General features: G+C 63.1%; 22 protein-coding genes. 9 read left to right on the forward strand and 13 right to left on the reverse strand.

The annotated features are described in order from the left end of the window. Positions 1-3: 3 nt before the first annotated feature. Genes ABWK72_RS19510 through ABWK72_RS19525 form a run of 4 tightly spaced genes read right to left on the reverse strand, consistent with a single transcriptional unit; the run spans position 4 to position 2,674 of the window. The gene (locus ABWK72_RS19510) at positions 4-534 is read right to left on the reverse strand and encodes a prepilin-type N-terminal cleavage/methylation domain-containing protein (RefSeq protein ID WP_367871248.1); all 531 of its coding nucleotides are present in this window, start codon (positions 532-534) and stop codon (positions 4-6) included. After that, positions 531-1,163, reverse strand: coding sequence for a hypothetical protein (locus ABWK72_RS19515; protein ID WP_367871249.1), 633 nt, complete (start codon positions 1,161-1,163; stop codon positions 531-533). Before ABWK72_RS19515 ends, ABWK72_RS19510 begins: the two co-directional genes overlap by 4 nt. Positions 1,164-1,181: 18 nt before the next feature. Further along, complete coding sequence (locus tag ABWK72_RS19520; RefSeq protein ID WP_367871250.1) at positions 1,182-1,595, reverse strand: hypothetical protein; 414 nt, start codon at positions 1,593-1,595, stop codon at positions 1,182-1,184. Positions 1,596-1,645: 50 nt separating this feature from the next. Continuing rightward, a complete protein-coding gene (locus ABWK72_RS19525; RefSeq protein ID WP_367871251.1) occupies positions 1,646-2,674 on the reverse strand; it encodes an L-threonylcarbamoyladenylate synthase in 1,029 nt (342 codons plus the stop codon). A 101-nt stretch (positions 2,675-2,775) separates the two neighbouring features. Between ABWK72_RS19525 and ABWK72_RS19530 the strand changes: the two genes are divergently transcribed. Beyond that, positions 2,776-3,327, forward strand: coding sequence for a shikimate kinase (locus ABWK72_RS19530; RefSeq protein ID WP_367871252.1), 552 nt, complete (start codon positions 2,776-2,778; stop codon positions 3,325-3,327). A 124-nt stretch (positions 3,328-3,451) separates the two neighbouring features. Here ABWK72_RS19530 and ABWK72_RS19535 read toward each other — a convergent pair whose 3' ends face one another. Beyond that, complete coding sequence (locus ABWK72_RS19535) at positions 3,452-4,363, reverse strand: endonuclease/exonuclease/phosphatase family protein (protein ID WP_367871253.1); 912 nt, start codon at positions 4,361-4,363, stop codon at positions 3,452-3,454. Positions 4,364-4,484: 121 nt separating this feature from the next. Between ABWK72_RS19535 and queG the strand changes: the two genes are divergently transcribed. The 4 genes from queG to ABWK72_RS19555 all read left to right on the forward strand — a co-directional run bounded on the left by queG (position 4,485) and on the right by ABWK72_RS19555 (position 7,142). Then, the gene (gene queG / locus ABWK72_RS19540; protein WP_367871254.1) at positions 4,485-5,510 is read left to right on the forward strand and encodes a tRNA epoxyqueuosine(34) reductase QueG; all 1,026 of its coding nucleotides are present in this window, start codon (positions 4,485-4,487) and stop codon (positions 5,508-5,510) included. 132 nt (positions 5,511-5,642) lie between these two features. After that, positions 5,643-5,918: an RNA polymerase sigma factor gene (locus ABWK72_RS19545; RefSeq protein WP_367871255.1), complete on the forward strand. Its 276-nt coding sequence runs from the start codon at positions 5,643-5,645 to the stop codon at positions 5,916-5,918. A 4-nt stretch (positions 5,919-5,922) separates the two neighbouring features. After that, entirely contained in the window at positions 5,923-6,321 is a 399-nt protein-coding gene (locus ABWK72_RS19550) for an RNA polymerase sigma factor (protein WP_367871256.1), read from the forward strand. A gap of 335 nt (positions 6,322-6,656) precedes the next feature. Further along, positions 6,657-7,142: a hypothetical protein gene (locus ABWK72_RS19555; RefSeq protein WP_367871257.1), complete on the forward strand. Its 486-nt coding sequence runs from the start codon at positions 6,657-6,659 to the stop codon at positions 7,140-7,142. A gap of 26 nt (positions 7,143-7,168) precedes the next feature. Here ABWK72_RS19555 and ABWK72_RS19560 read toward each other — a convergent pair whose 3' ends face one another. Next, a complete protein-coding gene (locus tag ABWK72_RS19560) occupies positions 7,169-8,299 on the reverse strand; it encodes a citrate/2-methylcitrate synthase (RefSeq protein WP_367871258.1) in 1,131 nt (376 codons plus the stop codon). 164 nt (positions 8,300-8,463) lie between these two features. Here ABWK72_RS19560 and tsaB point away from each other — a divergent pair, with 164 nt between their 5' ends. After that, on the forward strand, positions 8,464-9,141 hold the full coding sequence (gene tsaB, locus ABWK72_RS19565) for a tRNA (adenosine(37)-N6)-threonylcarbamoyltransferase complex dimerization subunit type 1 TsaB (RefSeq protein ID WP_367871259.1): 678 nt from the start codon (positions 8,464-8,466) through the stop codon (positions 9,139-9,141). Positions 9,142-9,327: 186 nt separating this feature from the next. Here tsaB and ABWK72_RS19570 read toward each other — a convergent pair whose 3' ends face one another. The 4 genes from ABWK72_RS19570 to ABWK72_RS19585 all read right to left on the reverse strand — a co-directional run bounded on the left by ABWK72_RS19570 (position 9,328) and on the right by ABWK72_RS19585 (position 12,198). Then, entirely contained in the window at positions 9,328-10,056 is a 729-nt protein-coding gene (locus tag ABWK72_RS19570) for a methyltransferase domain-containing protein (protein WP_367871260.1), read from the reverse strand. Further along, complete coding sequence (locus tag ABWK72_RS19575) at positions 10,053-10,430, reverse strand: cupin domain-containing protein (RefSeq protein ID WP_367871261.1); 378 nt, start codon at positions 10,428-10,430, stop codon at positions 10,053-10,055. The genes ABWK72_RS19570 and ABWK72_RS19575 overlap by 4 nt, the downstream gene beginning before the upstream one ends. Positions 10,431-10,462: 32 nt before the next feature. Then, on the reverse strand, positions 10,463-11,659 hold the full coding sequence (locus tag ABWK72_RS19580; protein ID WP_367871262.1) for a hypothetical protein: 1,197 nt from the start codon (positions 11,657-11,659) through the stop codon (positions 10,463-10,465). Positions 11,660-11,739: 80 nt separating this feature from the next. After that, positions 11,740-12,198: a bifunctional nuclease family protein gene (locus tag ABWK72_RS19585; protein ID WP_367871263.1), complete on the reverse strand. Its 459-nt coding sequence runs from the start codon at positions 12,196-12,198 to the stop codon at positions 11,740-11,742. A 176-nt stretch (positions 12,199-12,374) separates the two neighbouring features. On the opposite strand from ABWK72_RS19585, the gene ABWK72_RS19590 reads away from it, so the two are divergent. Both ABWK72_RS19590 and dinB read left to right on the forward strand, forming a co-directional pair. Next, complete coding sequence (locus ABWK72_RS19590) at positions 12,375-13,364, forward strand: metallophosphoesterase (protein ID WP_367871264.1); 990 nt, start codon at positions 12,375-12,377, stop codon at positions 13,362-13,364. A gap of 108 nt (positions 13,365-13,472) precedes the next feature. After that, positions 13,473-14,510 (forward strand): DNA polymerase IV, encoded by a 1,038-nt coding sequence (dinB, locus tag ABWK72_RS19595; RefSeq protein ID WP_367871265.1) that lies wholly within the window; start codon positions 13,473-13,475, stop codon positions 14,508-14,510. A 7-nt stretch (positions 14,511-14,517) separates the two neighbouring features. On the opposite strand, the gene ABWK72_RS19600 is transcribed toward dinB, so the two are convergent. The 3 genes from ABWK72_RS19600 to ABWK72_RS19610 all read right to left on the reverse strand — a co-directional run bounded on the left by ABWK72_RS19600 (position 14,518) and on the right by ABWK72_RS19610 (position 18,048). Next, a complete protein-coding gene (locus ABWK72_RS19600) occupies positions 14,518-14,895 on the reverse strand; it encodes a VOC family protein (protein ID WP_367871266.1) in 378 nt (125 codons plus the stop codon). 644 nt (positions 14,896-15,539) lie between these two features. Continuing rightward, positions 15,540-17,138 carry a VCBS repeat-containing protein gene (locus ABWK72_RS19605; protein WP_367871267.1) on the reverse strand — a complete coding sequence of 533 codons (1,599 nt, stop codon included), beginning with the start codon at positions 17,136-17,138 and terminating at the stop codon, positions 15,540-15,542. A gap of 397 nt (positions 17,139-17,535) precedes the next feature. After that, a complete protein-coding gene (locus ABWK72_RS19610; protein ID WP_367871268.1) occupies positions 17,536-18,048 on the reverse strand; it encodes a gamma carbonic anhydrase family protein in 513 nt (170 codons plus the stop codon). 426 nt (positions 18,049-18,474) lie between these two features. Here ABWK72_RS19610 and ABWK72_RS19615 point away from each other — a divergent pair, with 426 nt between their 5' ends. Continuing rightward, positions 18,475-19,293 (forward strand): hypothetical protein, encoded by an 819-nt coding sequence (locus ABWK72_RS19615; protein ID WP_367871269.1) that lies wholly within the window; start codon positions 18,475-18,477, stop codon positions 19,291-19,293. The last annotated feature ends 44 nt before the right edge of the window (positions 19,294-19,337 follow it).

Raw genomic sequence — 19,337 nt, forward strand, 5'->3', positions numbered from 1 at the left:
GGTCTAACGGTTGGTGCCGAACTTGACCTTGGCGGAGGCGGAGAGGTCGGCATAGAGGAAGTTCGTGCCGGTTTCGCCGGGGTGCCAGTCCTCTTTGTCTGTGATCAATGGAATGCGCTTATCCGCTCCGGACTTGCCGAAGAACTCCAGCTTGTTGCGGTGCCGGCCGCTCTGGGTGCTGTTCCAGATGTAGCTGCAGCCGCTCTTCTCGAAGATCTCGTGATCGGCGGGGCAGTGGAAGCCCTCGGGATTCGGGAGGTAGGCGGCGAGCTCGGTCTCTAACACCGGCGTGTCCTCCCCCTTCGACTTCCGGCCGGCGGCAATGTTCGGCATCGTCTGTGCGTGGTCCTGCAGGTAGGCCTCCAGGCCGACGCCGATCTGCCGCAGGTTCGAGATGCAGGCCGCGCTGCGCGAGCGTGCCATCACCGCGCTGCCGATCGGGAAGGCGATGCCCGCCAGCACCGTCAGGATCAGCAGCGTCACCAGCAGCTCGGTGAGCGTGAAACCTGCCGGTCTGCGGGGAAGCTTGCTCATCGTGCGCCGGGTCCGAATTCCTGCCCGCGCAGCCCCTGCATGACCTCGTTCATGGATTCCATGAGCGGCGCGAGATCAAGTTTGGTATCCGCGCTGGCCTTCTCGAAGTAAGCCCGCATGCCCTCGTTGGTGATCGTCTCTAACAAATTCTTGTCCAGTTCCGCGGCGCGCGCCATGTCCTCGCCGGTCCTGCCGCTTTCGATCTCCTTCAGGCCCTGCTGGACGAATTGCTTGCGCTTCTCCGGCGGCAATTGGTCGAGCGCCTCCATGAACTTGCCCATCGACTCGCGCACGGTCAGGTCGATGAAGAGCTTCTTTTCGTCCGGGGTCATCCGGCGGTAGAGTTTTTCGCCGGAGCGCTCGTCGCGGTTCTTCTCGCGCTCGGCGAAGTCGAGGCGGTTGATCAGGCCGGAGATCTCGCGAATCTTCTTCTCGCGCTGCTTGGCGCGATCGGCGTCGAGTGGGGAAGACTGCCCCGACCAATCCTCGAAGCCGGCCTCATTCACCACCGCGGCGACCTTTTCGGCGGTAATCTGCTTCGAGGTCGCGAAGGCGCGCACCGATGCGACCACGCCCCAGAGGAGGAGCAGGGTCACTAAGGCTTGTACGATGACTTTTTTCCGGCGCATGGGGCGGCACTCCTTAATTCAGGCTGAAGCAGCCCGATGTTTCGAGCCGGTGTAAGTTTTGTAGGGAAATCCGTAGTCCGACTCCGTCTCGGCGTAAAACCGATCGCCCGCTGCGGATGCGATGAGAGCGCCAAAGCCGCGCTTCACATACACCGAAAGATCAACCCAGCGCGTCTCCTGCAAATCGCAGGCGGTCCCGCAGATCGGGATGCAGGGGTCATCTGCCGCGAAGGATGGCTCTCCACCAGCGCAGGAGGTAGGGAAGACATCTTCAATTTCGTGGCAGATCCGGGAGTGAAGCCGGGCGTTCTTTTTGAGAGCCTCATGCACGAAGCGTTCTCGGAAAGCCTTGTGGACGAAGGTCCGGGCGAATTCCGTGAGAAATGCTTCGGCACCCGCGATAGGGGTGCCGGTTGGGAGAGGCTTGTTCATTCTGCCGCGCTCCGAAAATAGGCGCGATCCTAACACACGCAAGACCGGGCCTACCTCGGTGCCGCGGCCCGCCTCAGGCGGTCCATGATCGCCACGCCCAGGCCGGTCTCGCTCACCGGCTCGGCCACGATCGCGTCGAGGCCTTCCTCGTCGAGCACCCGCATCACGTGGAAGAGTCGCAGGGCCGCCTCCATCAGCTTGCCGCTGCCGGGGCTGAGTTCCTCGACGATCTCCCACTCGTGAAGATCGATGTAGCCGGCCTTCGGGTCGCCGCGGTAGCTCAGCAGGCCGTATTTCTTGCCGGGCTCCGGGCGGAAGTCCTCCGGCTTGTCGAACATCAGCAGCGGCGTCCGGGGCGCGTAGTGGCTGGCGAGCTGTCCCGGCGCATCCGGGCGGTCGCTGACCTTCTTCTCGATCACCACCTTGCCGAATTTCTGGAGCTCCTCCTTGGTCACCGGGCCTGCCCGCAGGATGTGGATCACCGGTCTCTGCTCGCCGCGGGCCTCGAGGGTCACGATGGTGCTCTCGATTCCCTCCCGGCAGGCACCGCCGTCGATGATCAGGGGAATCCGGCCGTCCAGCTCTTTCATGACCGCGCTCGCGGAAGTTGGGGAAATCCGCCCGAAGCGGTTCGCGCTCGGGGCCGCGATCGGCCGGCCGAGGGCCTTGCCCACGTTCCGGAAAATGATGTTTCCGCTCTGCCGCACCGCCACCGTCGGCAGTCCGCTTGTGACCAGATCCGGCACATTGGCGGTTTTCGGCAGGATGATCGTGAGCGGCCCGGGCCAGAAGGCCCCGGCCAGGCTCTTGACCAGTGCGGAGATGTCTTCCGGAACCTCGGCCACCTCGGCCAGCTCCTTGAAGGAGGAAATGTGGACGATCAGCGGGTCGAAGGCCGGTCGCTCCTTGGCGGCGAAGACCTTGGCCACAGCGTCCGCATTGAAGGCATCCGCGGCCAGCCCGTAGACCGTCTCAGTCGGCAGGGCCACCACTTCGCCTTGGGCGAGAAGGGCCACGGCCTCCTCGACGGCGGTCTTCATGTCTTCTTCGTCGACGGAGATGATGCGGGTCTCGGGCACGGGCGAAGCTTGATGCGGACGGGCGGGCGCGGGCCAGCCCGTATTTACAAATCCCATACTTGGCACTTTGCGCGGGGGAGGGGCGCGGTTACGATGCCGCCATGAATCCTGTGGACGGCCTGCCGAAAAACATCGTGCTGATTGGCTTGATGGGCTGCGGGAAATCCACCGTCGGCCGCAAGCTCCAGGGGCTGCTCGGCTACCCGATGATCGATACCGACCACCTGATCGAGGAGAAGACCGGGATGACGATTCCGGAAATCTTCGCCCGCCGCGGCGAGCAGGCCTTCCGCGACCTCGAAAGCGCGATCCTGCAGGAACTCTCCGCTCCGCATACCCCGCGCCGGATCATTGCCACCGGCGGCGGCATCGTCTGCCGGAAGGCCAATCGGAAGGCGCTCTCCAAGCTGGGCTACGTCGTCTGGCTGCAAGCCCCGGTGGATGTGATCCTCCAGCGCACCTCGCGGAACCGCGACCGGCCGCTGCTGCAGACCGCCGATCCGCGCGCGAAGGTCGAGCAACTCCTGCTGGAGCGTAGCCCGCTCTACCACGACATCGCGGATTTGGAGTTGGAGACCGCGGGCTTGGAGACCGAGGAGATCGCCTGTGGGATCTTGGAAAGCGCGCGCTACCACTTCAGCGCTCAGGCTTGAGAGGACGTATAGGCAGGGACCGCTTTCCAAGCGGTCCGGCGAATGGCGTGCCGCCTCTGAAAAGCGCTTGTTAGTCGCCTGCTGCTGCCGCTCCCAGCCGGACCTTTCGGAGAGGTCCCTGCCGTTAATCCACCGTCTCCACCAGCACCGGGAAGTGGTCGGAGGGCAGGCGGGCTTCGAATTGCTCGAACTTCACCTCTTTCGGGAAACTCCCCGACGTGCTTTCCTCCGGATCCGGCTCGCGGGTGATGCGGTAGGTATCCGTGAGCACGCCGTAGCGCCGCACCGGAACGCCCTTGCCGACGAAGACGTGATCGATCCGGCTCTCCGTCATCGCGTTCACGTTGAATCCGTTCGCCGTGCCGTTCGGAGCGAAGCGGACGGTGGCGGTATCGAATGAATCCGCGAAGCGCGGGGAGCCTTTGAAGATCGCGTAGCCCTCGCTGTTCTGGTCGCTATTGAAATCGCCGGTCAGATAGGCAGGGTTTTGCCCCGCGATCTCGTCGATCTTCTTGAGGACCACGCTCGCGCCTTGTATGCGGGAGACGGCACCGCGGTGGTCCATGTGCAGGGTGAAGAAGAAGACTTCCTTCGCGTCGGCCTTCCGCTTCAGCTTCGCCCAGCCGCAGATCCGCGGGAACATCGCATCCCAGCCGGGGGCGGCTTGGTCGGGGTGTTCGGAAATCCAGAAGAAACCGTCTTCGAGTAGCTCGTATTTGTCCTTCTTGAAGTAGATCCCCGCGTGCTCTCCGGCGCTCTTGCCATCGTCCCGACCGTGCTTGGAGCAGCCGTATTCGGGCAGAAGTCCGCACAATTCCTCCATCTGGTGCGGCTGGCCTTCCTGGGTCCCCAGGATGTCGAAGTCGTGGAAGCGGATCAGGTTCGCGATGATCGGGGCGCGCTGCTTCCAGCTGTTGCCGGACTTCACATCGCCGTTGTTGTCGTAGCGGATATTGAAGGTTCCGACGATCGTGGCGGACGCCGGCAGCGCGAGGCAAAGGAGGAGCGTGCCGAGCCCGAGACTTTTCAAGTTCATGGGTCCGAGGGAAGGAGGCCCGGGGAGCGGTGTCAAATCCACGCTTGTCACAAATTGTAGCGGGGCGCTCGAGGGCTCCTCTTCACTTGGCGATTCCTCCCCCGCGGTGCATCGTTCTCCCATGCAACCCGCCGAAGCCATCAAAGCCCTCGCCCGCGAGGTCGGCTTCGATGACTGCCGCATCGCAGCGGCGGCGGAGGCGCAGCATGCCGGGAACTTCCGCGAATGGATCGCCGACGGCTGCCACGGCGACATGGCCTGGATGGAGCGGACCCCCGAGCGCCGCTGCGATCCGCGCGAGGTGCTCGCCGGCTGCCGCTCGGTCGTGACGCTGGCGCTGAACTACTATCCCGGTAGTAATCCCGCGGAAGGCTACCGCATCGCCCGTTACGCGTGGAACGACGACTACCACGATATCGTCGAGAAGATGCTGCGTCGCATGGACGAGGGCATGCAGGCGCTCGGCGGCACGCAGCGCTTCTACGTCGATACCGGCCCGGTGCTGGAGCGCGATCACGCCAGCGCCGCCGGCCTCGGCTGGAATGGGAAATCTACCGTCCAGATCCACCGCGATCTCGGCACCTGGTTCTTCCTCGCCGAGCTGCTGACCACCCTTGAACTGCCGCCGGATGCACCCTTCGGCGATCACTGTGGCAAATGCACCCGCTGCATCGTCGCCTGCCCGACGAATGCGATCACCGCCCCGCACCGCGTCGATGCCCGGCGCTGCATCTCCTACCTCACCATCGAGCACAAGGGCCCGATCCCTGAGGAATTCCGCGAAGCTATCGGCGACCGCCTCTACGGCTGCGACGAATGCCTCGAAGTCTGCCCTTGGAACAAATTCGCCAAACTCTCCCGCGAATCCCGCTTCCATGCGCGGGAGGCCGTTTTCGCGATGAAGCCACGCGAGTTCCTCGCTCTAACAGACGAGGAATTCCGCGCTCTCTTCTCCAAGTCCCCGATCAAGCGCATCAAGCGCCCGCGCTTCCTGCGCAATGTTTGCGTGGTGCTCGGCAACACTGGGAATGCCGACGACCTGGCCGCCTTGGAGATCGCGGCGCGAGATCCCGACTCTCTCGTCGCCGAGCACGCCTCATGGGCGATCGCGAAGATCAAGGAGCGCTCCGCACTGATGGATGCATGAGGAGAGGGGACACTCTTGTCCCCGCTTCCGCGACAGATACCAGGATCTGCGAGAGCCTTCGCCAAGGCACCATCGAGTCCCACGAACAGAAAAAAGTCACAGCCACTTTCCGCCATGACGTATTATGGATGAATGAAGGGAGAACCAAGCGACGACCACCGCGACCTGCAACGCTTCGTTGCAACGCGCGATGAGCCGTCCTTCCGGAAGCTCCTCGACCGCCATTCCGCGATGGTCCATGGCGTGGCCCTGCGGCGGCTCCAAAGCCATGCGATGGCACAGGATGTCACCCAGCAGGTCTTCATCATGCTGGCGCGCAAGGCCTCCGCGATCGCTCCCGATCAACTGGCTGGCTGGCTGCATCGCTGCGCATTCCAATCTCGCGAGAAAGGAAGTCCGCCGGCGTGAACTGATGAGCCGCTATTCCACCATGAAGACACCCGAGGGAATTCCCGAATGGCGGCAGGTCGAAGCTCACCTCGATGAGGCCCTTCAAAAACTCACGGCGGCCGACCGGCAACTGGTGGTACTGCGCTATTTCGAAGCTTTGGATTACCCGCAGATCGGCTCGCTCACCGGTCGCAGCCAGGCCGCCTTGCGCAAGCAATTGCAGCGGGCGCTCGAGCGGCTGGGAAACCATTTCAAGCGCCGGGGGGTGAACGTTTCCGGTGCTGTCCTCGGCAGCCTGCTCGCCGCGCACTCCCTGTGCGTGCCACCCGCCTCTGCCGCGGTGCTGGCGGCTACCGTGCTCCAGATAGCACCTCTCGCCGCGCCCTCGTTCTTCACCATTTCCTCACGATCACGACCATGACCACATCAGCCACTGTCAAATTGTCCGCAGCCATCGCCGCTGCCGCTCTCCTTTTCGGAGGCGCCGTCTATCTCTCGGAAAAGGAAAGTAGCTCGACCGGAGCCGGGAGAGATCCTTCCCGCGCCACGCACCAGGGTGAGCTCACTCAAACAGAGCCCTCCCTCCCCCCGCCCTCGGCGGAAGAAGAAGTCGGCCCTACGAAGGCTCGCTCGGCCCGGGTTCCGAAAGCGCGCAGCGGTTCTTAAACCCTCATCACTGTCCCGCTCGGATCCATAGCCAAGATCCTAAAGGAACGCGAATTTGCCAGCAGCGACTTCACCAACATCGACAAGAAGATGACGAACGCTCTAACCTTGATGGGGGTGGGCGACCGCGAGCGAAACGATGTCATGGCCGTGATGTCGAAGGCGACTGCCGAAATGCTCAAGGCGGAGAAGTTGCACGTCAAAGTCGCCCGTGCGGATGAATCGGGAATCCTCCTCGATCAATCCGGAATGGAAGATCCCTCCAAGCACATCTCGGAGGAGGCGAAGGCCGGGCTCCGCAGCTCCCTCGCGCCCGAGATTGCCGAGGCATTGATCGGCAGCATCAACTGGGAAAACTTTTACTTCCGCTCCCCTACGAAAGAGATCCTCTTTCTAATCACGCGCAACGCAAACGGCCTGGCTGCGACCACCGAGGTCGGCGGCAGCGGCGCCGGTAGGGGCTTGGGGGCAGGGGACTATCCCGACAACGGCGTCCCGATACCCGCCTCGGAAGTCTTCGAACCCCGCTGGGCGGAGCTACTCGGGGAGCGCAAGCTGCTGCCCGTTGACCGTTGAAACGACCTTGTCGCGCCTAACCCGTATCACCGCTCCGCGATCGGCAGCACGGGCACTGGGCCCTTCGGTCCGATGTAGAGGGTCAGCGGGCGATACAGGCGGCTGTCGCGCAATTGCTCGAGCACCTGGGCGGTCCAGCCGGAGGTGCGGGAGATGGCGAAGATCGGGGTGAAGAGGTCGGTCGGGATGCCCAGCGAGTAGTAGACGGTGGCCGAGTAGAAATCGACGTTCGCGTTGAGGCCCTTGCGCTCCCGCATGATCTCGGCGATGCGGTCGGACATCTGGATCCACTTCGGCTCGCCGAGTTCGGCGGTGAGCTGGCTGCCGAGCTTCTGGAGGTGCGGGGCGCGCGGATCGAGCACCTTGTAGACGCGGTGGCCGATGCCCATGATCTTCTCCTTCCGCTCCAGCTTGCCTTCGATGTAGGCGTCGACCTTCGACAGCTCGCCGATTTCCTGGAGCATGTGGATCACGCCTTCGTTCGCGCCGCCGTGGAGCGGGCCCTTGAGGGTGCCGACGGCGGAGGTGATGGCGGAGTAAACGTCCGAAAGCGTCGCGATGGTCACGCGGGCGGCGAAAGTGGAGGCATTCATGCCGTGGTCGGCATGGAGGATGTAGGCCACGTCGAGGGTGCGGGTCGCCGTTTCGCTCGGGGCTTCACCATTGACGAGATAGAGGAAATGCGCGGCTTCCGAAAGGTCCTCGCGGATCGGCGGCAGTTCCAGGCCCTGGCGGAAGCGATGGAAGGCGGCGACGATCACCGGCACCTTCGCCACCAGCGAGAGCCCGACTTCTTCCACCTTGCCCAAGTCCGGCGCGCCGATGGTCGCCCGCTTGTCGTAGAGACCGAGCATCGAGACGCCGGTGCGGACCACGTCCATCGGGTTCGCGTCCTTCGGCGCGTTCTTGAGGAATTCGATCACCCCGGCCGGCAGCTCGCGGTCGCCGCGCAGGCGCTTCTGGATCGCGTCGAGTTCCGCCTGTTTCGGCAGCCGGCCCTTGTGCAGCAGGAAAACGATTTCCTCATAGCAGCAATTTTCGACCAAGTCGTTGATCGTGTGACCCAAATACGTCAGGCGGCCTTCGGCACCCTCCACATTACTGAGAGCGGATTCATTGGCGATGACTCCTTCGAGGCCTTTGGCGTAGTCGGTCATGGGGTTGGTGAGACGGGTTACGGGTGCTTAATTTGCACGGAACAAAGCGGGTAGCGCGGACCCCTGCAAGGGGAATCCCGGTCCCGCGGGAAAGCCCCGCCGCCCGCGGATTTTCGGGAGACTCGGGGGTTGCCGTGGGAAGGGGATTGCGGATGCTTGCTGCCGTGCCGGACGCCGCCCGACTGTTTATCGAAAGTAGCACGCCCCGTGCCTCGCTGGCCTTGCTGCGTGGCAGCAGCGTGGTCCGCGAGGAGGCCTTCACCGGCGACCGCAGCCACAATGCGCTGCTCTTCGCGCCGCTGCAGCGGGCTCTGGCCTGTCTGGCAGCGGGGGAAAATCTGGCTGCGGTGGTGATCGGGACCGGTCCCGGGAGCTACAGCGGGACCCGGGTCGGGATCGCGGCGGGGCAAGGGGTCGCGCTGGTCCACGGCTGCCCGGCGGTCGGGCTCTGCTCCCTGTTAGCCGTGCCGGCGGCGGGGAAGGGGAGGGTGATTGCCATCGGCGATGCCCGGCGGGGGAGTGCTTGGCGGGCGGTGATCGAGGACGGGTTGTTAATTCGGGAACCCGAACTTTGTTCCGCGGGGGAACTGGAGACGGAGATCCGGGAGGCCGGGGATGTCTCGCTGTTCTCCCTGGAATCGGTCCAGAAGCTAGGACTGTCCCCGGAAATCGCGGAACGCATTTTATTGGAGCATCCGGATGCCGTCCGTCTGGCGGGGGTCTGGTTGCGCCTATCCACCGCTGAAATCGCGCGCCTATCGGCCCTGCCGCCGCAGCCGGTCTACCTGCGCCCGCCGCATATCACCGAGGCGAAGGGTGGGCATCCTCTTCTTCGCAAGTAGTGAGAGGGTGAGGGTCGGCTAAGACTTATTTTAACCGCGAAAGGGCGCGAAACTTCGCGAAACCTAAACAGCCGGGAAAATCAAGGCAGGCATTGAATCCCAGTCTTTCCTGCCTTTCAAATTTCGCGTCTCTTTCGCGCCTTTTCGCGGTTAAAATCAGAGGCCTTCACAAGCCTTGCCGCCGCGCTACCTCTTCCGCCACACCGTCAGCATTGAGCGGGTCCACTGGAACTTCCGCGCCGTTTCCCGGATCAGGAAGGGTTCATCGGTCACCTTGAGCAGTTCGAAGTCCCGGGCCAACTCGTCGGTCAGCCAATCGAGGGTGCTGCCCACCGGCCAATTCTCCGGCGGTGTGAATTCCCCCAGCCAGGTGCAGGGCGTGGCGAGTACCAGCTCTCCGCCGGGCCGGACGAGGTCGGGCAAGCGCTTGAGCAGCATGGCCGGGAAACCCAGCCGGCAGAGCAGATTCGCCGCGTGGACCCGGTCGAAATCCCCGAGATCCGGCCGCAGGGCCATCGCGTCGCCGGTCTCGAAGCTGACCTCTCCCACCGGTAGGCCGGCGGGAATCCGTGCTTCGAGCGCGGTCCGGAGCTTGGCCTCGTCCAGGCGCTCGTAGGAGAGTGGCCCTATCGCCAGCTCGAGCGCCGCGTGGATGAAGCTGTGCGAATAATCGATTCCCAGCGTCTCGCTGCTGTCGCGGGAAAGCTCGTAGGTCGAGCGGCCGACCGCGCAGCCCAGATCCAAGGTCCGCGCCACCTGACCCGGTGAGAAATGTTTCGTGGTCCGGACCGCGAAATCCAGCGCCTCGCGCATTCCCGCGGGCGACTCCTCCGGCAGGATTTCGTTTGCCGCGCCGTAATGGAAGAGCAGGTATTCAGCGAGCAGGCGGCTGCTCTCGTAGGGATTGGCGTTCAATGGGCGGCGAGTTGTCCGGGTTTCAGAGCGCCTTCGTCGTAGTAGAAGTCGGCGTCGTCGTGTTTCGGCACGGGGATATTGAGAATCTTCATTTTTCCGACCGCACGATGGCGGCAGCCGGGCTGGATCATGACCGCGCTGAGTGGCTTCACCGGGACCATCTCGCCATCGAGCTCGATGAAGCCTTCGCCTTCCAGCACCACGTAGATCTCGGTGGTCTTGAGGTGGTAGTGGCTCAGCGGCTCGTCGCTTACTTCCAAATAGTGGGCGGAAGCCGGCGCATCGTCCTTGTCCACGAAGGCCCGCCGCGTGGTGCCGCAGGAGCACTCGATCGGCGGGAGTTCGCTGAATTCGACGCGATGGTAGCGTTTCATGGGGGCGACGCTGGACCGCTTGGGTGAGGAACTCAACCCGCCAGCGCATCCATCAGGTAGCGCGCCGGGCGGAAATTCTCGATCAGGATCTCGCGCTGCGTGCCGCGCTTCATCCGCACCTGCTTGATATTGAAATTCGGCGTCTTGTGCGGGGCGAAGAGAATGTCGTCGTGAGTCGAGTTCTCGTGCTTCTTGAACATCTCCGGCACGATGTCCCCGCCGAGATGGTCGTCGCGACCGGTCGCCAGATGGCAGGTGCCGAGGACTTTCTCATCCTGAATGTCGGCGAAGGAAACCGGCAGGACCTGGGTGCCGAAACCGAGTTCGCCCAGCGTGCCGGTCATCGGATCATCTTGGAGCCGGGCATTGTGTCGGTCGATGGTGGCTTGGTTGCCCTGGATCAAGTCGGAGCGGAGGATGCAGCGGTTTTCGACCGTCAGCAGGCCCAGCGTGCCGTCCTCATACTTCATCGGGAAATGGCCGCGGGCGTCCTGCGGCACGAAGTAAACCTCGCCCGCGGGAAGGTTCGCGATGTCCGGCTTCTTGCCCTGACAGAGGCCGTGGGACTTCTGCGCCTCCTGGCCATTCAGGCCCAGCCAAGCGGTCAGGATCCGGCCGTCTTCCAATTCGAAATCGATTTCCACCTCGTCGGCCTTGGTCATGGCCAGACGGAGCTTCTCGGCATCGGCCGAAACCTCGTAGTAATCCACGGCTAGGCCGGAATTGAGGATGATGTCATTCAGGCCGTGCAGGGTTGCTCCCCGGAAGCCGAATTCCTTGGCCTTCGCGGTCAGCGGGGCGGTGGCGGAGAAGGTCGAGATGCAGAGGATCAGGTCGTAGTGCGGATAGATGTCCCGATCCAAGGAGAGTTTCGTGCCATTCGTATCCCAGACCTCGTCTTCCAGATCGAGATTCGAGCCGTGGGTGACCTTGTAGGCGAACATCTCGCCGCCGTGCATGCCGAGTTGCTTCATGGCCCCGTTCTTCAGGCCGAGGTAGAAGGATTCGTGGGCCTTCTTCTGCACGGGGAAACCGGCTTCCTTGAGGAAATTGAAATCCTTGATCAGCCCCGCGGGCTCTTCGAAGTCGGTCAAAATACAGACGCGACAGCCCTGCGTGGGCTTGAAGACGGTTCCGAGCAGGCGGACCAGATCGAAGGGTGGAAACTCCCGGTTCTCCGGGTGGAGCAGGATTTCCTCGGACAAGTAGCTGGGGAGGCTGGCGGGCATGATTTCCGAAATTAGGAGCAGTCTGAAGCTGCGCAAGGGGAGTTTTTTGCTGAGGATTGTACCGGCGGGTCATCGCCCTCCTAGCCGCCGCCTAGCTCCATTCCCTTGTCCTTCATGTCTTGGAGGACCGAGGACATGTCGTCGAGCGAATCCCACAAGTCCTTGACCACGAAGACCGGGGCCCCCGATCGGACGGCAATGGCGATGCAGTCGCTGGGCCGGGCGTCGAGCTCGACGATCTTGCGCTCCATGATCTCGTTTTCCGCCTCCAAGATCAGGCGGGCGTAGTAAATTTCCCGGTCCAGCGCCACGATGATGGCCCGGCTGACCTTCGCGCCGAAGGCTTCGAGGGTGAAAAGGTAGAGGTCGTGGGTAAGCGGCCTGGGCGGGGTTTCCCCGGCTAGGGCGGCATTGATCGAGGCTCCGATGGCGAGATCGATGTAGAAGACGATCGATTTCTTCCCGTCGCCGAGAAACACGGCACAACCGGCGGGGGTGGGGAGCAGGGCAATGGGTTCGACGCGGACCAACTCAGGCACGTCGCACTTGTCGTCTCAAGTTCGGCTGTTTCCAAGGTGAAATGATGTCTAAACCTTGGGAAGCCTTCGGGCGTAAGGAGTTCTGCAGATCGAAGAAAAGGAAATGAAGCCGACCTCTTTTTGTAGCCTTGATTGCGACTTTTGGTGACGTTTTGACTAATGCCATGCACTTTCCGATGAACCGGCGCCGGGCGCTCAAGACGCTGTTTTGCTCCAGTGTTTTCATGGAGTTGAACTTGGCTGCCCCGGCATCCGCCCAAGCGGTCCCGGCTGGCGGGACGCTCGACCTGCTGGCGCTCGGGGATTTCGGCACCGGCGATGTCGCGCAAAAGGCGGTCGGCCGCGCGATGCAGCGCTACGCGGCGGCGCTCGGCAAGAAGCCGGACGGGTTACTCCTGCTTGGCGACAATTTCTACGGCAAGATGCCCGGCGGGGTGAAGTCGCCGCGCTGGCGGAGCGGGTTTTCCGACGTCTATCCGGGCAAGGATTTCCCGGGGCCATGCTGGGCGATCCTGGGGAATCACGACTACCACGATACGCCGGGCAACGAGCTGGCCCAGCTTGGCTATGCCGCCTCGCTTGAACGGCCGACCCGTTGGACTTTCCCGGCCAAGTATTACCGGGTGGATCTGCCGGCGGTGAATCCGCAGATCACCCTGCTGATGCTCGACACCAATTGGGAGCCGATCAACCGCGCGATTCACAATGACCGGCCCTGCTGGATGCAGCAGGAGGAGCAGGAGGCGCAGATGAAGTGGCTGAAGGAGCAGCTCGCCTCGAAGCGTGCGCCCTTCACGATCGTGGCGGGGCACCACCCGGTGTATTCGGATGCGAACCATGGCGACACGAAGGAGCTGGTGCGGGATCTCGCGCCGCTGCTGGAGAAGCACGGTGTGCACGTCTACATTTGCGGGCACGATCACGACCTGCAGCACATGGAGTTCGAGAAGCATCGCACCTCATTCGTCCTTTCCGGTGGCGGCGGGGCGCGGATCTATAAGACCCCGGAGAAGATCCGCAAGGGCTCGACCGTGCTGGCGGTGAACGGGTTCACGCACCTCTCGCTGACGGGCCAGGTGCTGACGATCCGGCACATTGATGCGAACGGGAAGATGTTGCATGCCTTCACGAAGGGGGTGAGGCATGATTGGAAGGTGCTGGCGTGAAGAAAATTACTAATTACCAAGCACTGATTACTAAACGGGAGTGCGCTGCGCGGTGTTGCTGATGCTTGCCGATTGCGCTGGCCGCGCCGATGCTTTCGGCGAGCCGCGATGCGCAAGATCATCCACATCGACATGGATTGCTTCTACGCGGCGATCGAGGAGCGCGAGAATCCGTCGCTGCGCGGCAAGCCGGTGGGGGTGGGCGGGAGTTCGCGGCGCGGGGTGCTGACGACGGCAAACTATGAGGCGCGGAAGTATGGCTGCCGTTCGGCGATGCCGGTTTTCAAAGCGCTGCAGCTTTGCCCGCAGTTGATCATGGTACCGACGCGCTTCGAACTCTACCACGCGGTGAGCGCGCAGATCCGGGCGATCTTCGGGCGCTTCACGGAGAAAATCGAGCCGCTGTCCCTGGACGAGGCCTTTTTGGATCTCTCGCACCTGAATTCCTCAGGCGCGGCGCTGGCCCGTGAGATTCGTACTCAGATCCGCGAGGAGACCGGCGGCCTTACCGCTTCCGCGGGGATCGCGCCGAACAAGATGGTCGCGAAGATCGCCAGCGATTGGAACAAGCCCGACGGCCAGTACGAGGTAACCCAGGAAGGGGTGGATGCCTTCATGAAGGAGCTGCCGGTGAGAAAGATCTGGGGCGTGGGCGGCAAGATGGCGGCGAAGTTCGAGAGCATCGGCATCCGCACCTGCGGCGAGCTCCAGCGCTTCGACAAGCTGGAGATGGCGCGGCGCTTCGGGAACTGGGGGCTGGAGCTGTGGGAGCTGTGCCGCGGCATCGATGCCCGCGAGGTGAGGACGGAGCGGATCCGGAAGTCGATGAGCAACGAAAACACCTTCCGGGAGAACCTTCACTCGGTGGAAGACCTCCGGCCGCGGATGCATTCCATGCTGGAGGAATTGACGGAGGATCTCGCCCGTCACGACGACCGGCAGATCCGCTCGCTGGTCTTGAAGCTGAAGTTCGAGGACTTCACCCGCACCACCGCCGAGCGTGCCCACGCGGTCGTGGACGGAGAGATCTTCGAGGAACTGCTGAAGGAGGCCTGGCTGCGCGGGGAGGGGAAGGGCGTGAGGCTGTTAGGTGTGGGTGTGCGCTTCAAGGAGCCGGAGGAGAAGATGCAGATGGAGTTGCTGTGAGTGGCTCTCAGGTATTCTTGTGAAGTGCCGCTTCGATCCGGTAGCCGTCGGGATCGATGATGAAGGCGGCGTAGTAGGTATCGCCGTATTCGGGATGGAACCCGGTGCCGCCATTGTCCTCGCCACCGTGGGCGAGGGCTGCGGCGTGGAAGGCATCAATGGCATCGTGCGTGGGTGCGGAGAAGGCGATGTGGAAGCCTTCGCCCGGCACGATCACTTCAGAGCGGAGTTTGATCGCGAACTTGTCCCCACCGCCGGCGTGGCCATAGCCGACGGCTTCGTCGTCATCCCAAACGCGGACGTAGCCCAGGGGCGTGAGGGCCGCGTCGTAGAAGGCAGCGGAGCGGGCGAGGTCGGTCACGGCGAAGGAGAGGTGGTGGAGCATGGCTGGGCGGAGATTCAAGGCGGGTTGTAACGGGACTGGAAGAGGGATTGATAGATGTTCGACCCTGCTCTGCGTGCTCACGCCGCTGCCGGGAGAAGTTGGCCCTGCGATGGGCTGGTGAAGCGAGAAATCCGAGGTCGGATTGCAATCTGTCGCAGCCGTTTGCAAACGCTAGCTAGCATAGCTAGCGGTCATAGTCCTCTTATTGTGTCTTTCGACCGACCGCACGGGCAACTCATGGTCCAAGCCGTTCCGTGGTCGGTTACGCGCATCAACTCACCGCAGTGCATGCATCGCGCCGTGACAGGCAAGCCACAGCCATGCTGCATCTTCGCCATCATTGTCGCCTTTGCCTCTGGTGGAAATGCTGCACCAAGACCGCGGGCGAGCCGCTCCCACTCGGCTTCGATCTCTTCGTAGGTAGTGCGCATAGGTAGTCGGGACATTTCCTTGGCTTTCCGTCAGGGTTGGCAAAGGGAAAAAGCAATTCAATCGCGGATGACCGGAGGTATACGGATGAAGAGAATCCGAATCGGATGAGCGGGGCGGAAGTGGCGAGCGAGCTGACGGAGGCACTCCGGTTGGGGCCCCTCCCTGCAAAAACGCCCCGGGCTTGTGCCCGGGGCGTTGGGAGTTGGGATGCTTCAGCGGCACAGGACGCCGCGGATCACGCCGACCGTGGCGGCGGCGACGATGCGGGTGGCTTCCTTGGTGGTCAGTAGCCCCTTCTTGGTCAGATCCAGTGTCAGGAGCGTGACCGCGACGAGATACTGCGCTGGCTTCTTCTTGTTGAAGGCAGGCAGGGCGGCGTAGCGGTCGGCCAGGGTGGTGCCGGTGGCATCGACGCGGTTCGGCACGCTGCTGTTCACGCCGAGGATGCCGACGGTGGTGTCCATGATGGAACTGATCACCACATCCACGTCGTCGAAGATCCCGTCGTCATCGGTGTCGACCGGTGGTGGGGGAGTGTCTTCTTGAGGAATGCTCCAGAAGTGGCCGATGCCACGACCGCCGGTTTCAGCGTCGGTCAGCGAGTTCTCGCCGAAGGCGAAGCCGAAGCCGGGAAGGGGCCTCATGCCGCTGCCAAGGCCGGTGAAGGGCGCGGAGGCGAGTTGCTCGAAGAGCGTGCTCTGATCCAGGCCGGAAATGATGCGGACACCGCCGGACGGGTTCGGAGTAGTGGCTGTATTCAGCGCGGGCGAGCCGATCAGATAGTCTTCCACACCGTCATCGTCGAAGTCCAGGCCCCCGCCGACATTGACGGGTTGGAAGGTCGGCAGGCCGGTGATCGAGAGATCGCGGATGGTGGTGAGGTCGGTGCCGGAGACCAGCAGCGCGGTGCCACCGGAGTAGGAGCCGACCAGCAGGTCGCCAACGCCGTCGCCATTCGCGTCTGCCGCCGGGGCCAGGGTGTAGGCGAGGCGGGGACTGCTGCCGGTGCCGGGCAATTGGGTGACCGTGGTGTCATCTGAACTGCGGATCAGCAGGACGCGACCGAGGTAATTCCCGGAAACGCGGTAGGCGGGAGCGCCCACGGCCAGATCAGGCTTACCGTCGGCATCGATATCGCCGACAGCGGCGAGAGAGGTACCGAAGGTGGTGAAGGTGATATCCGCCTGAATCGTGCGCAGGATCGAGCCATCGCTACCGGACTGGACGAAGACCGCGCCGCGGTTGCTGAAGGCCATGGGAGCGCCGACGTAGAGGTCATCCGCACCGTCGCCGTTCTGGTCGCCGGCATTGGCGATCGCGCCGCCGAACTGGGAACTGGCAGTGCCGAATCCCGCCGAGAGCAGCGAGCCATCGGTGCCGGAATAGACGCGGACCGTGCCGGTGCCGTAGCCGGTTTCGCCAGCATAGCCAGGCGAGCCGACGGCGAGGTCGATGGTGCCATCGCCATTCGCATCGAGAGCGGCGAGCGAGATCCCGAAGTACTGGGAGGAGACCGAGGCCTCCGGGAGGTAGGTGCGCAGGTGCGAACCGTCTGCGCCGCTCACGATAAAGACTACGCCGGAACCGAAGAGGCCCTCGGCAAGGTAGCTTGGATCGGAGATCGCGACATCGGCGGTGCCGTCGCCATCGACGTCACCGACGGCAGCGAAAGTTGAACCGAGTTGCTGGTTTTCAGCCTCCGGCAGGAGGTCGAAGGCGAACTCCGCGCCATGAAGCGGGAGCGGGAGGTAGGAGCCCGCGGCCAGAAGGAAGAGAGCCTTCAGACGCAGGGAGGTCAGGGGTGTGTTCATGTAGGGTGTGGGAGTGCATGGCGACCCTAAATCTTGAAGCCAAAATACTAACAAATGTCAATATTCACTCTAACAATTCGCTTTTCTTAAATATCTATTTCATTTGATATTCATAGCGGTGAATGAGGCGTTGAGATGGTGCGAAGTGGATCGTAGTCCACGTGCCTTCGCGGGGATCGAGCCATCCGGACAAGGCGGTCGTTCCGCAGCGCGGAGGCACTGCCCCGCAGAAGCAGCCTGAGCAACGATGCTAACAAAGAGCGCCATCGCTTGGCTGCCTACCTTTTCGTGTCCAAGACAGCGAGGGACCGTCCTGCGGGCCAGTAGCTCCGCGCTCTCAAGAGGGTTGTCCGTGAATCGGGAACGAAAGGCTGTTCCGGGCCTGAACGGCATTGCCTCATGCCCGCTCCAGGAATTTGCGTCTCTGGACGATGTACTTCTCGGCCCAGATTTTGACCTTGGCCTGTTCGTCGAGGGAGAGGGTCCGCACGACCTTGGCCGGCGAACCGATGACGAGAGAGCCAGGTGGGATGACGGTGCCGCCGGTGACGAGCGAGCCGGCACCGATGATCGAGCGCTCGCCGATCACCGAGCCGTCGAGGATGATGGCCCCCATGCCGACGAGCACTTCGTCCTTCACGGTGCAGGCGTGGAGAATCGCCGAGTGTCCGACCGTGACGAATTCGCCGAGGTAGGTGCCGAGGTCTTCCGAGACGTGGAGCACGGCATTGTCCTGCACATTCGAGCGCGGGCCGACGACGATTTCGTTGATGTCGCCGCGGATGGTCGCGTTGTACCAGACACTGCCTTCATCGCCGACCGAGACGCGGCCGATGAGGTCGGCGCTTGCCGCGACGAAGGCGGTGGTGGCGATGGAAGGGGTGAAATTTTCGTAACGCTCGATGGCCATGATGGTGCTTGGAGGTGCGGTAGCAGGGACCGCGCCGCCTAACCGAAATGTAACGTGGCGTCATGGGCGCGCAAGGAAACGCGACGTCGCCGTTCTACGGCTTTTTCGAAGAAGTGCCAGGATCCTGCGGCTCCCGGCACTTGGTCGTATTCATGCGAGATTCCCGGCGGCGATGCGGTTGGGTGCTTGGAGCGCGGGGGTTCCTGCGCCGGCGGCACTAAGCGCTTTTTCGGGTGCGATTCCCCCGAGTGGGGGCGCGGGCGGTTTCCCGCGGAGGTCTGTTTCGTCTTCCCTCCTGCTGGGAAACGATTCACTGGACAGGTGCGGTAATCGCGCGGAGAAGTCCGGCGTCGGCAATCACTCGCCCCTCAAGGTCCTTCTTGACGCCGGGGCTGGGGGCGTTTGGTTTCCGCCCTCCCGGAAACCATGCAAAAATGCCTCATCGTCATCGGACTCTTCGTCCTCGCCATCGGCCTGCGCTCGGCGCGAAAGGCGGTGGTGCGCAAGGCGGGGGCGGTGGTGTTTCTGACGGCGAGCTTCCTGGCGCTGTTTTTTCTCACCGCCTGCTGGTGGTGGGGAGCGGCGGGGGTGGCGGTGTGGTTTTTCCTGCCCTGGGTCGAGCTGCTGACGCGGATCCGGCGGATGCGGCTGCCGCTCGAGAACCGGCTACGGCAGAAGGAAGTGCCGGACCCCGCATTTTTCCCGAATGCGGTGGAAGCGGCCACGGCGATGGAGGAGGCCGGATTCGAGCACGTGGATGATTGCGGTTGGGAATGGGGGGGCATGAAGCAGTATTTCCGGCTCTTCTGGCATCCCGAGGAGCGGGCAGTGAGCGCGGTCTGCCTGTGCGAGCAGGGCGACGTGGCCTTCGCATTCATCTCGGTGACCTCCCGCGATGCAACGGGGCGGATCCTGCGAACCACGAATTTCCCCTTCTCGCCGACGCTGAAGTGCCCGGGCAACATGCGCTGGAACCATGTGCCCTGCGAGCGCAACTGCTTCCACCACATCCTGCGGGACCACCACGATTTCCTGCAGCGCCTGAATGTCGATATGGACAGCCTGCGGATGCCGGATCCGGACGAGATCGAGGAATCGATCGAGGCCGAGATGAAGAACCAGATCCGGCACAATCTGGATGCCGGGATCATCCGCGCGACGGGCGACGGGCATTTCGAGTATTCGTTCCGGGGATTGCTGTTCCTGTGGGGCCAGTTTGTGAAGGATATGGTGCGGCTTTGCTGAAGGGGGGCGAACCGCGGAGGCGCAGAGGTCGCGGAGGGAACGCG

Origin of the sequence: Luteolibacter sp. Populi, assembly GCF_040801775.1 — a bacterium.
Classification (GTDB): Bacteria; Verrucomicrobiota; Verrucomicrobiia; order Verrucomicrobiales; family Akkermansiaceae; genus Haloferula.

Coding starts and splice junctions, on each gene's coding strand:
- ABWK72_RS19510 (WP_367871248.1), bottom strand. CDS start 534: ATGAGCAAGCTTCCCCGCAGACCGGCAGGTTTCACGCTCACCGAGCTG.
- ABWK72_RS19515 (WP_367871249.1), bottom strand. CDS start 1,163: ATGCGCCGGAAAAAAGTCATCGTACAAGCCTTAGTGACCCTGCTCCTC.
- ABWK72_RS19520 (WP_367871250.1), bottom strand. CDS start 1,595: ATGAACAAGCCTCTCCCAACCGGCACCCCTATCGCGGGTGCCGAAGCA.
- ABWK72_RS19530 (WP_367871252.1), top strand. CDS start 2,776: ATGAATCCTGTGGACGGCCTGCCGAAAAACATCGTGCTGATTGGCTTG.
- ABWK72_RS19535 (WP_367871253.1), bottom strand. CDS start 4,363: ATGAACTTGAAAAGTCTCGGGCTCGGCACGCTCCTCCTTTGCCTCGCG.
- queG (WP_367871254.1), top strand. CDS start 4,485: ATGCAACCCGCCGAAGCCATCAAAGCCCTCGCCCGCGAGGTCGGCTTC.
- ABWK72_RS19545 (WP_367871255.1), top strand. CDS start 5,643: ATGAAGGGAGAACCAAGCGACGACCACCGCGACCTGCAACGCTTCGTT.
- ABWK72_RS19550 (WP_367871256.1), top strand. CDS start 5,923: ATGAGCCGCTATTCCACCATGAAGACACCCGAGGGAATTCCCGAATGG.
- ABWK72_RS19555 (WP_367871257.1), top strand. CDS start 6,657: ATGACGAACGCTCTAACCTTGATGGGGGTGGGCGACCGCGAGCGAAAC.
- ABWK72_RS19560 (WP_367871258.1), bottom strand. CDS start 8,299: ATGACCGACTACGCCAAAGGCCTCGAAGGAGTCATCGCCAATGAATCC.
- ABWK72_RS19575 (WP_367871261.1), bottom strand. CDS start 10,430: ATGAAACGCTACCATCGCGTCGAATTCAGCGAACTCCCGCCGATCGAG.
- ABWK72_RS19580 (WP_367871262.1), bottom strand. CDS start 11,659: ATGCCCGCCAGCCTCCCCAGCTACTTGTCCGAGGAAATCCTGCTCCAC.
- ABWK72_RS19590 (WP_367871264.1), top strand. CDS start 12,375: ATGAACCGGCGCCGGGCGCTCAAGACGCTGTTTTGCTCCAGTGTTTTC.
- dinB (WP_367871265.1), top strand. CDS start 13,473: ATGCGCAAGATCATCCACATCGACATGGATTGCTTCTACGCGGCGATC.
- ABWK72_RS19600 (WP_367871266.1), bottom strand. CDS start 14,895: ATGCTCCACCACCTCTCCTTCGCCGTGACCGACCTCGCCCGCTCCGCT.
- ABWK72_RS19605 (WP_367871267.1), bottom strand. CDS start 17,138: ATGAACACACCCCTGACCTCCCTGCGTCTGAAGGCTCTCTTCCTTCTG.
- ABWK72_RS19610 (WP_367871268.1), bottom strand. CDS start 18,048: ATGGCCATCGAGCGTTACGAAAATTTCACCCCTTCCATCGCCACCACC.
- ABWK72_RS19615 (WP_367871269.1), top strand. CDS start 18,475: ATGCAAAAATGCCTCATCGTCATCGGACTCTTCGTCCTCGCCATCGGC.